Raw genomic sequence first — 9,890 nt, forward strand, 5'->3', positions numbered from 1 at the left:
CTGTTGTTTCTTAGAAGGTGATAGTGCCGAGCGGACCCGGCGAGGTGATGGTTTTCAGCCCGGCCGCGAGGTCGCGGATTTTTTCCGGGGTGTATTGGTCGTAGAAGGCCTGGTTCTTGCGGCCGATGGCATGTTCCGCGCTGAAACTGCCGTCGAAGTTTTCGACCGCCACGGTGAAGACCCACGCGCGCAGGTCCGCCTCGAAATCGGGATCGGCCAGGCGCGGATCGTCTTTCGCGACGACAAGGTTGAAGTGCACGCCGCCATCGCCGATGTGGCCAAAATCGCAGATCGTCACGTCTTCGAAGTGATCGGGCATTTCCGCCTTCATATGGGCGAGGAAAGGCATGATGTCACCCCGGCGGAAGGACAGATCGAAGGCGATCAATCGTCCGCTATGCTTCACGCCCTCGGACAGCGCGTGGCGCAGCGCCCAGATCTCGTGCGGCGGGCCGACGAAGGCATCGGCGAGCGGCGCGTCCTCGCGTTCCCAGATGGCGGCGAGCACCTCCTCCAGCACCGCATCGAGCTGCTGCTCGCCGTCGCGTGGCGGCGTGGAGCGGGAGATTTCGGCGAGGATGACAAAATCGGGCACGATGCCGCCCTGGAAGGGATTGCGCAGCGAGGGAACGTGATCGAGCGCGGCACTGATGGCATTGCCGGACATGCCCTCGAAGGCCGAGAGGTAGCTGCCGAGCGCGTCTTCCATGGCGACGAGCAGCGTGGCGACCTGTTCGGGCGAGGATGGCACGAGCAGGGCGGTTGCCGACTGCTTCGGCGTGGATTCGAGGTTCAGCACGCATTCGGTGACGATGCCGAAGGCGCCCGAGGTGCCGATGAACAGCTGCTTCCAGTCGACGCCGGTGTTGTTCTTGCGCAGGTCTGAGCAAAGGTCGAGCACGGTGCCGGCCTCGTCGGCGAGAACCACCGTGAGGCCCAGCGTGTTGCGACGCACGTCGCCGTAGCGCAGGAACCGCGAGCCGCCGGTGTTCGTCGCGATCATGCCGCCGAGGCGCGGGTCGGCGCCGAGATCGATCGGGAAGAACAGGCCGGTGTCTTCGAGCTTGCCATTGAGGTCGGAGAGGCGCACGCCCGCGCCGGCCTTGATTGTACGGTTGACGCGGTCGAGGTCGAAGGGTGCGGTCAGGCGGTCGAGGCTGAGAATGCCCTGGCGGCCGCTGTCGTCGGGCGTCGAACCCGAAACGAGGCCGGTATTGCCGGACTGCGGAATGAGCGAAATGCCGTTCTTCACGCAGTAAGACACAATTGCTGAGGTTTCGGCCGTCGTTGCCGGGCGCGCGACGAAGGCGGCGCGGCCCTTGTCGTAGCGCGCGCCGGTCTCGTAGGCGGCCAGATCGGCGGGCTCGGTGAGAAGACCCTTCTCGCCGAGCAGGCTTTTTAAGACCTCGATATGGCTTGTTGCGATCATGCTGATGCTGTCACTCCGCGGCGGCCGCCATGTTGACGATGCCGAGGCACATTTCAAGCGAGGCGCGCTGGATGCCGGCATAATGGGCGAATTCGTCCAGAACCGCAGCACCCAGATCGCGCTCGAACATCACCTGGTTAGGGCTCGCCACGAAATCCTGCGTCGCGTCGTCGCCGAGGTTCGACTGGAAGATGCCCGCGGCGCTGACCGGCAGGAAGTCTTCATAGACGATCGGGTCGAACTGGATGAGGCCGGCTTCGATGGCGGTTTCGAGATCGGCGTTGCGGCCCGTGACGGACTGGCCCTTCTCCGTCAGCGAGTAGCGGAAATAGCCGAGGCCCGCCTTGCGGATGCCGTCCCACGTGTCCGGGAAGGCCTTGAAGACATCGGCGAGTGCCGCCTCGTATTCGGCGGCGTTGGAACCGTCGGCGGCGGGGCGCACGCGGGCGCGGGTGTCGTTGAGCAGCTTGTCGTAGAGCGCGCGGCCCTTTGGCGTGACAGCGACGCCGCGCTGTTCGATCTCGCCGAAGCGGGCGGTGTGCGAGCCCTTCTGCCAGCTGCCGTCTTCGCCGATGAAGGAGACGGCCTCTTCCAGCGCCTTGAACGAGGTCTGGCGCAGCAGGATCGGGCAGGTGCGGGTCGGCGGGCCCTCGACGATGGCCTTGGGCGCGATGCCTTCTTCCGGCATGCGGGCCTGCACCTTGTCGATATCGAGCGTGCGCGGCGTCAGGTGATTGATGTGCGGGCCTTTGAAGGAGACGACGTCGGCGATCAGGCGATGCGCGTCATGCAGGCGCTTGTACATGTCCGTACTGACGATGGCGTGGTCGTGCCAGCGGAAGGTTTCCAGCACTTCGGTCACGAAACGGGCGGCATCGGCGGCATCGAGGCCGCCGTCACGCTCGGCCTTTTCGACCAGCCGGACGGCTTCGCCGGTGAAAATCCTGCGCGCTGCCAGAACCGCAGCGGCCTCTTCCCGCAGCTTTTCGTCGGCGATCAGGTCGAGGCGCAGCAGCGACGTGAAAACGCGGAAAGGATTGCGGCTGAGGCTCTCCGCGCTGACCGGACGGAAGGCGGTGGAGTGCACGGGAACGCCGGCGGTCGAGAGATCGTAGTAACCGACCGGGGCCATACCCATGACAGCGAAGACGCGGCGCATCAGGGACAGCTCTTCCGGCGTGCCCAGGCGGATGGCGCCATGGCGCTCTTCCGAGATGCGGTCGAGCGAATCGGTGGCTTCCAGGCGCGTCTTCAGGTGCGGGTCGGCGGCGAGCGTCTCGTCGTTCACTTTCGCGACCAGCGACATCAGCGTCCCATAGGCCGGAACCTCGTCGCGATACATGGCCGACATGGCGGCGGAGAAATTCGAGCGGATCATATCCGCGGATACGTACGAATTTGCTTTCATAGGAAGCGGTCTCATCTTACAAGGGTGGGGAGGCCCTGTTCATTCTCAAAACGGATCATACTCGATCGTTTCTCCAAGCGATTGCGACCGTTCTGACTATGTTGATGCGAGGAATGAATGAAGCTCAGTCGAAGGCTGATCCCCGACGTCACCACGCTGCAAGCGTTCGAATGCGCTGCGCGCCATGGCAGTTTCACGCAGGCGGCGCATGAGCTGAACCTCACCCAGAGCGCCGTCAGCCGTCAGATAAAAGACCTTGAGGAACAGCTCGGTGTCCTGCTCTTCGAGCGCGTGCGCCAGCGCGTGGTGCTCTCCGACGACGGCCGTCGATTCCTGCCGGAGGTGCGCAAGCTGCTGCACCAGACGGAGGAGACCATGCTGCGCGCCATGGCGTCCGCCTCGTCCGAGCACAGCCTTGCCATCGCCACCTTGCCGACGTTCGGCAGCCGCTGGCTGACGCCGCGCATTCCGGGTTTTCTCGCCGAAAACCCCGGCACGATCATCAACATCGCCTCGCGTTCCGCGCCCTTCGATTTCGACGAGGAGAATTTCGACCTCGCGATCCACTACGGCCAGCCTGTCTGGGCGCGCGCGGCCTGTTCGTATCTGTGCAGCGAGATCATCCTGCCGGCGGCAAGCCCGGAACTCCTGAAATCCTGGGATCTGACCGATCCGAAAGATCTTGAAACGGCGCCGCTGCTCCATCTCGCGACGCGTCCAAAGCTCTGGGCGCAATGGTTCGAGCTGAACGGTGCCGCCTCGGAGACGGCCTATCGCGGCCACCGTTTCGATCAGTTCGCCATGGTGATCGAATCTGCCGTCGCGGGCCTCGGCTTTGCGCTCCTGCCGAAATATCTCATCGAGCAGGAGCTTGCGAGCGGCCGTCTCGCACTGGTCTTCGACCGGCCGATGGAGACGGAGAACAACTATTATCTCGTCGTGCCCGAGGGCAAGCTGGAGAACCCGCTCAGCCAGGCGTTTCGCGCCTGGATCGCCAAAGAGCTCCCGGCTTAGAATTCCAGCGACCGATCATGCGGACGGGGCATGACCCCGTTCTGATTTTTTGCTTTAGTCGGCGTGCCGCATGGCCGATTGTGCGGCGAAACATCCTCCTTTTCCGAAAAGACAGACCACCATGCTCAACGATCCGCGCTCCCATGGCCTTTGGGAGATGACTGCCCCGCCCGCCCCCGAAACGGTTGCCTTTTCGGGCAAGGCCGAGGCGGATGTCGTCATCGTCGGTGGCGGATACACCGGCTTTTCGACGGCACTGCATCTGGCCGAGCGCGGCACGCGCGTCATCCTGCTGGAGGGTGCCGAGATCGGCTATGGCGGTTCCGGCCGCAATGTCGGCCTTGTCAATGCCGGCATGTGGGTAATGCCCGACGAGCTGCCGGGCGTTCTGGGCGACCTGCATGGCAGCCGCCTGCTCGAACTGCTCGGCAATGCCCCCCGCGCCGTGTTCGACCTCGTCGCAAAACATAGCATCGATTGCGAAATCAATCCGGTCGGCACACTGCACTGCGCCGTCGGCCAGTCCGGCCTCGACGAACTGAAGCAGCGCGCCGAGCAATGGGCGCGCCGTGGCGCGCCGGTGCGCCTGCTCGATGCGGCGGAAACCGCGATCAAGGTCGGCACGGATGCTTACACCGGTTCGCTGCTCGACATGCGCGCTGGCACGATCCAGCCGCTCGCCTATGCGCGCGGCCTCGCCCGTGCGGCGATTGCGGCCGGCGCGCAGGTCTTCACGGCAAGCCCGGTGACGGGTGCGGAGCGCAGCGGCAAACGCTGGACGGTCAACACCGCGCGTGGTTCGGTGACGGCCGATTGGGTGGTGGTCGCCACCAATGCCTATACGGTGGCGCCCTGGCATGAAGTTCGTGCCGAACTCGTGCACCTGCCCTATTTCAACTTCGCCACCGTGCCGCTTTCGCCGGAGCTTCAGGCAAGGATCCTTCCCGAAAAGCAGGGTGCCTGGGATACCAAGGAAGTGCTCTCGTCCTTCCGCTTCGACAAGCGCGGCCGCCTCGTGTTCGGCAGCGTCGGCGCCTTGCGTGGCACGGGCACCGGCATCCACAAGGCCTGGGCGCGCCGCGCACTCAAAAAACTCTTCCCCGCCATCGGCGATATCGCCTTCGAGGCGGAATGGTACGGCAAGATCGGCATGACCACCGACAACCTGCCGCGCTTCCATCGCCTGGCCGAAAACGTCATTGGCTTCTCCGGTTACAACGGCCGCGGCATCGCGCCCGGCACGGTCTTCGGCCGCACGCTGGCCGAACTGATCTCCGGCGAGATCGCCGAAAAGGACCTGCCTTTGCCGGTCACCGACCCCGAAGCCCAGTCCTTCCGTTCGGCGCGCGAAGGCTATTACGAACTGGGCGCCCAGATCGCCCATTTCGCGGGCGCGCGGTTCTAAAAGCAAAACGCTCCAAACAAAAACGCCCGGCATCGCTGCCGGGCGTTTTTGTTTGCTGGAGGCAAAAGTCTCAATGCTTGGCCGGCAGGCGCGGCAGGAAGATCGTCAGGATGCCGAGCAGCGGCATGTAGGAGCAGACCTGGAAGACGAAGTCGATGCCGTGACGGTCGGCGACGCCGCCGAGCAAGGCTGCACCCAGGCCGCCGGCGCCGAAGGCGAAGCCGAAGAAGATGCCGGCGATCATGCCGACGCGGCCCGGCACCAGTTCCTGCGCGAAGACGACGATGTTGGAGAAGGCCGAAGAGAAGATCAGGCCGATCATCACCGTCAGCACGCCCGTCCAGAACAGGTTGGCATAGGGCAGCAGCAGCGCGAAGGGGATGACGCCGAGGATCGAGAACCAGATCACGAAGCGCGTGCCGAACCGGTCGCCGATCGGGCCGCCCATGAAGACGCCGAGCGCTGAGGAGCCGAGGAAGAGGAACAGCATCAGTTGCGCCTGCTGCACGTCCAGACCGAAGCGGCCGATCGTGTAGAAGGTGAAATAGCTCGAAATGCTGGCAAGATAGGCGTTCTTGGTGGTGGTCAGCAGCACGAGCACGGCCAGCGCCCAGGCGACCTTTCCACGCGGCAGCGGCAGCTCGCGGCTGGCGGCCGGGCGGCCGGCCGACGAACGGCGCTCGCCGGCATACCAATTGCCGACCCAGGTCAGGATGATCATGCCGACAAGGGCGATTGCCGAGAACCAAGCGACGCTCGTCTGGCCGAAGGGCAGCACGATGAAGGCGGCGAGCAGCGGGCCGAGCGCCGTGCCGGCATTGCCGCCGACCTGGAACATGGACTGCGCAAGGCCATGGCGGCCACCCGAGGCAAGCCGCGCGACGCGCGAGGATTCCGGATGGAAGATCGCCGACCCCAGGCCGATCAGGCAGGCGCCGAAGACCAGGACCGGGAAGGAATGCGCGTAAGCCAGCATGATGAGGCCGACGAAGGTGCTGCCCATGCCGATCGGCAGCGAGAAGGGCATCGGCCAGCGGTCCGTCACGATGCCGACGGCCGGCTGCAGCAGCGAGGCCGTGACCTGGAAGGCCATGGTCAAGAGGCCGATCTGCACGAAATCGAGCGCGTAGTTTTCCTTCAGCAGCGGATAGAGCGACGTCAGCAGCGACTGCATGATGTCGTTCAGCATATGGCAGGCGCTGACCGCGACGATGATGGAATAGGTGGTGGCGGCGGCGCGGGAGGGCGCGGCCGGGACGACTGTCGACATGGGGAGCCTCGAAATGTTCGCCGCAGGCGGCGCGATTTGCCGTTCCATACAAGGATTGCGCGCGGCCTGCTTTTGTGCTGAGGTCCATTTCTTACGCGAGTGGGCCAAAGATGGAAAAATTGACGCCGGCGCGCCTGAAAGCGCTCGATGACGACCACATCCGCAATCTCTCCCGCATGGAACAGTCGAACGAGGACGTTCTGGTCCACAGTTCGGATATTCCGGGCGGTTATACCGTGCCGCCGCACCGCCATCGCCGCACGCAGTTTCTCTGCGTCTTCTCCGGGGTGGTGGTGGTTGCGACCAACCGCGGTCGCTGGATGATCCCGCCCGGCCATGCGCTGCTCATTCCCCGCGGACTGGAACATTCCGTCGAGATGGCGAGCGATGTCAGCATGCGCTCGGTCTATATCTATTCGCCGGAGGGGCGCGCTGCCTCCGAAGAGCCTACGGTGCTCGAAGTGACGGATCTGGCGCGCCAACTCCTCGCCGAGGCCGTGCGCAAGGGGGCGTTGGCGGAGGATCGCGGACGCGGAGAGCTGGTGATGGCTCTGCTGCTCGACGAGATCGGCCGCCTGCCGGAGCGCCGCCTTGGGCTGCCCTTTCCGGTGAGCGGGCGGCTTGCCGGCCTCTGTCGCGATTTCGTCGAGACGCCCTCGCCCGTGGTCAAGATCGACGACTGGGCGCGGCATCTCCACATGAGCCGGCGCACCTTCACGCGGTTCTTCCGCGAGGAGATGGGGGTGAGCTTCGTCACCTGGCGGCAACAGGCGTGTCTTTTCGCCTGCCTGCCGCGGCTTGCCGCCGGCGAGCCGGTGACGCGCGTGGCGCTCGAAGCCGGCTATGAGAGCGTGCCGGCCTTCACCACCATGTTCAAGCGCATGCTCGGCACCTCGCCGCGCGCCTACCTCACCAGCCGCAAAGCGGCGTGAGGCGTCTCAAACAGACCGGCAAAGGACGCGATCCGGGGGCTGTTTTCCTGTCGCATTTGGGATTAGGAAGGGGATGCGGGACCCACACCGGGCCGCAAACCGGGAGCGCCAGCCGCACGGGAGACGGATTTTGAGAAAGATACTGGTCATCGGGATCGGCGCGGGCAATCCCGAGCACATGACCGTTCAGGCGATCAATGCGCTGAACCAGGCGGATGTGCTGCTGATCCCCACCAAGGGCACTGACAAGGCCTTTCTCGCTGACGCGCGCCGCGATATCTGCGAGCGTTTCCTCACCAATGACGCCTGCCGCATCCTCGATTATGCCGTGCCGGTGCGTCGCGCCGACGGTTCCTACGAAGACGGTGTCCATGACTGGCACCATGCCATCGCTGCGATCTACGAGCGCACGCTCGTAAACGAGGTGGCCGACGATCAGACGCTGGGCCTGCTCGTGTGGGGCGATCCGATGCTCTATGACAGCACGCTGCGCATCGTTGAGCATGTGCGCGCCGCGGGCCGTGTCGCTTTCGCGATGGAGGTCATTCCCGGCATCACCAGCGTGCAGGCGCTTTGCGCCGGCCACGGCATCGCGCTCAACCGCATCGGCCTTCCCGTCGAGATCACCACCGGCCGCCGGCTGTCCGAGGGATGGCCGGAGGGCACGCGCGATGCGCTCGTCATGCTCGACGGCGTGCAGGCGTTCCGCACGGTCGAGGATCCGGACGCGGAGATCTGGTGGGGCGCCTATCTCGGCACGCCGCACGAAATCCTGCTCTCCGGCCGCCTTTCCGAAATGGCCGAGACCATCGCTGAAACCCGCCGCACCGCGCGCGCGGCGCATGGCTGGATCATGGACACCTACCTGATCCGCCGCCCCGCGACGGAAAGCGAAGAGGGGGCGGCATGACGACGGCGCTCGCCTGCGATCCCGGCACGTTGCGGCGCGGCGCCTGCCCGTCGCTTGCCGCCCCCATGCGGACGGGCGACGGTTTTCTCGTGCGCCTGCGCCCGGTCGCGGCGGCGCTGACGGCGGATGATCTTCTCGCGCTTGCCAATCTTGCCCGCGAAACCGGCAATGGCCTCATCGAAATCACCGCGCGCGGCAACATCCAGCTGCGCGGCCTGACGCTGGAGACGGTGCCGCGTCTTGCCGAAGGTCTCGCGGCTGCCGGCATCGTGCCCCAGACCGGCGTCGCCATCGAAACGCCGGCGCTGTCAGGCATCGACCCCTCCGAGATTGCCGACGCGACGCCGATTGCCGATGCCTTGCGCAACGCTATCGCTGCCGCCGCGCTCACGCTCGCGCCAAAACTCGCCATCGTGGTGGATGGCGGCGGCGTGCTGTCGCTTGCCGATATGGTCGCTGATATCAGGCTCGATGCCGTCGAGGTCAGTGGTGCGGTGGCCTGGCGCCTGTCGGTTGGCGGCGACCGGGAAATGGCGCAGCCTCTCGCTCTGCTATCGTCTGAAATGGTGGTTGAAGGCGCGATGACGGTCGTGGCGGCACTGGCTGCTGCCGGTGCGGGCACCCGTGGCCGCGATCTCGATGTCGCAGCACTGGCCGCGCGCTTCAACGCGCCAGCATTGCCCATTGCGGGTACTATTCCGCCCCATCCGATTGGCGTCCACCGCATCGATGGTCAGCCCGTTCTTGGCGTCTCCCCGGCCTATGGCCAGTTGCATGCAGACCGCCTTGCCGCCCTAGTGCAAAGCCTCTCGGCCTGCGGCGCCACGGAGTTTCGCCTTGCGCCGCACCGCACGCTGCTGGTGCGCGGCCTGTCCGAGCCTGCGCTCGCCGTCGCGCAGGAGGCGGCGCAGCGCGAAGGTTTCTGGTGCACGGACAAGGCGCCCGGCCGTTCCGTTTCGATCTGCGCCGGCGCTGCCGGTTGCGCTTCCGCCAGCTTCGATACCCACGCCGCTGCCGATGCGCTTGTCGCCCATGCGGCCGAATGGCTCGACGGTTCCGCCGACGTGCATGTTTCCGGCTGCCCCAAGGGCTGCGCTCATCCGGCCCGCGCCGCCGTCACGCTGTGCGGCACGGCCGATGGGGTCGGCCTTGTTCTCAACGGCAAGGCGTCCGACCCGGCGCTATCCACCATTCCCGCCGACGGCGTCGTGCCGGCGATCCAGCGTCTCGGCGCCCTCTCGCGCAATCGCCGTAATGACCACGAAACGGCGAAAAGCCTGATCGACCGCACGGCACCCGCCCTTTTCGTTTCCGCATATCAAGGCCAACAATGACCGATTACGACTACATCAAGGATGGCACGGCCATCTATGAAAAATCCTTCGCGATCATCCGCGCCGAGGCCGACCTTTCGCGCTTCTCCGAAGAAGAGGCGGATGTCGCCGTGCGCATGATCCATGCCGCCGGTCTCGTCGAGGCCGCCCCACATTTCGTCTTCTCGCCGGATTTCGTGTCCTCGGCC

At 65.4% G+C, this 9,890-nt stretch carries 9 protein-coding genes; 6 read left to right on the forward strand and 3 right to left on the reverse strand.

Annotated elements, in window-relative coordinates; genetic code table 11:
* Positions 1-10: 10 nt before the first annotated feature.
* Together ACOZK4_RS01880 and hglS are read right to left on the reverse strand one after the other, a co-directional pair.
* A complete protein-coding gene (locus ACOZK4_RS01880) occupies positions 11-1,429 on the reverse strand; it encodes an FAD-binding oxidoreductase (RefSeq protein WP_421590094.1) in 1,419 nt (472 codons plus the stop codon).
* 10 nt (positions 1,430-1,439) lie between these two features.
* Positions 1,440-2,837, reverse strand: coding sequence for a 2-oxoadipate dioxygenase/decarboxylase HglS (gene hglS, locus ACOZK4_RS01885; protein WP_421590095.1), 1,398 nt, complete (start codon positions 2,835-2,837; stop codon positions 1,440-1,442).
* A gap of 117 nt (positions 2,838-2,954) precedes the next feature.
* Here hglS and ACOZK4_RS01890 point away from each other — a divergent pair, with 117 nt between their 5' ends.
* The gene (locus tag ACOZK4_RS01890) at positions 2,955-3,851 is read left to right on the forward strand and encodes a LysR family transcriptional regulator (protein ID WP_117371334.1); all 897 of its coding nucleotides are present in this window, start codon (positions 2,955-2,957) and stop codon (positions 3,849-3,851) included.
* Positions 3,852-3,972: 121 nt separating this feature from the next.
* Positions 3,973-5,256, forward strand: a complete 1,284-nt coding sequence (locus ACOZK4_RS01895; protein WP_421590096.1) for an NAD(P)/FAD-dependent oxidoreductase — start codon at positions 3,973-3,975, stop codon at positions 5,254-5,256.
* 70 nt (positions 5,257-5,326) lie between these two features.
* Here ACOZK4_RS01895 and ACOZK4_RS01900 read toward each other — a convergent pair whose 3' ends face one another.
* On the reverse strand, positions 5,327-6,526 hold the full coding sequence (locus ACOZK4_RS01900) for an MFS transporter (RefSeq protein WP_421590097.1): 1,200 nt from the start codon (positions 6,524-6,526) through the stop codon (positions 5,327-5,329).
* Positions 6,527-6,636: 110 nt separating this feature from the next.
* On the opposite strand from ACOZK4_RS01900, the gene ACOZK4_RS01905 reads away from it, so the two are divergent.
* From ACOZK4_RS01905 to ACOZK4_RS01920, 4 genes are all read left to right on the forward strand, one after another.
* Positions 6,637-7,458 carry an AraC family transcriptional regulator gene (locus tag ACOZK4_RS01905; protein ID WP_421590098.1) on the forward strand — a complete coding sequence of 274 codons (822 nt, stop codon included), beginning with the start codon at positions 6,637-6,639 and terminating at the stop codon, positions 7,456-7,458.
* A 130-nt stretch (positions 7,459-7,588) separates the two neighbouring features.
* Positions 7,589-8,368, forward strand: coding sequence for a precorrin-6A synthase (deacetylating) (gene cobF / locus ACOZK4_RS01910; protein ID WP_421590100.1), 780 nt, complete (start codon positions 7,589-7,591; stop codon positions 8,366-8,368).
* Complete coding sequence (gene cobG, locus ACOZK4_RS01915; protein ID WP_421590102.1) at positions 8,365-9,702, forward strand: precorrin-3B synthase; 1,338 nt, start codon at positions 8,365-8,367, stop codon at positions 9,700-9,702. The genes cobF and cobG overlap by 4 nt, the downstream gene beginning before the upstream one ends.
* On the forward strand, positions 9,699-9,890 hold a 192-nt coding region (locus ACOZK4_RS01920; protein WP_421590104.1), incomplete at its 3' end, for a precorrin-8X methylmutase. The genes cobG and ACOZK4_RS01920, both read left to right, overlap by 4 nt.

The sequence above is a fragment of the Shinella sp. M27 genome (assembly GCF_049199905.1).
Classification (GTDB): domain Bacteria; phylum Pseudomonadota; class Alphaproteobacteria; order Rhizobiales; family Rhizobiaceae; genus Shinella.

Excerpts from the sequence above, each read along its gene's own strand:
- ACOZK4_RS01880 (WP_421590094.1), bottom strand. The coding sequence starts at position 1,429 with ATGATCGCAACAAGCCATATCGAGGTCTTAAAAAGCCTGCTCGGCGAG.
- hglS (WP_421590095.1), bottom strand. The coding sequence starts at position 2,837 with ATGAAAGCAAATTCGTACGTATCCGCGGATATGATCCGCTCGAATTTC.
- ACOZK4_RS01890 (WP_117371334.1), top strand. The coding sequence starts at position 2,955 with ATGAAGCTCAGTCGAAGGCTGATCCCCGACGTCACCACGCTGCAAGCG.
- ACOZK4_RS01895 (WP_421590096.1), top strand. The coding sequence starts at position 3,973 with ATGCTCAACGATCCGCGCTCCCATGGCCTTTGGGAGATGACTGCCCCG.
- ACOZK4_RS01900 (WP_421590097.1), bottom strand. The coding sequence starts at position 6,526 with ATGTCGACAGTCGTCCCGGCCGCGCCCTCCCGCGCCGCCGCCACCACC.
- ACOZK4_RS01905 (WP_421590098.1), top strand. The coding sequence starts at position 6,637 with ATGGAAAAATTGACGCCGGCGCGCCTGAAAGCGCTCGATGACGACCAC.
- cobG (WP_421590102.1), top strand. The coding sequence starts at position 8,365 with ATGACGACGGCGCTCGCCTGCGATCCCGGCACGTTGCGGCGCGGCGCC.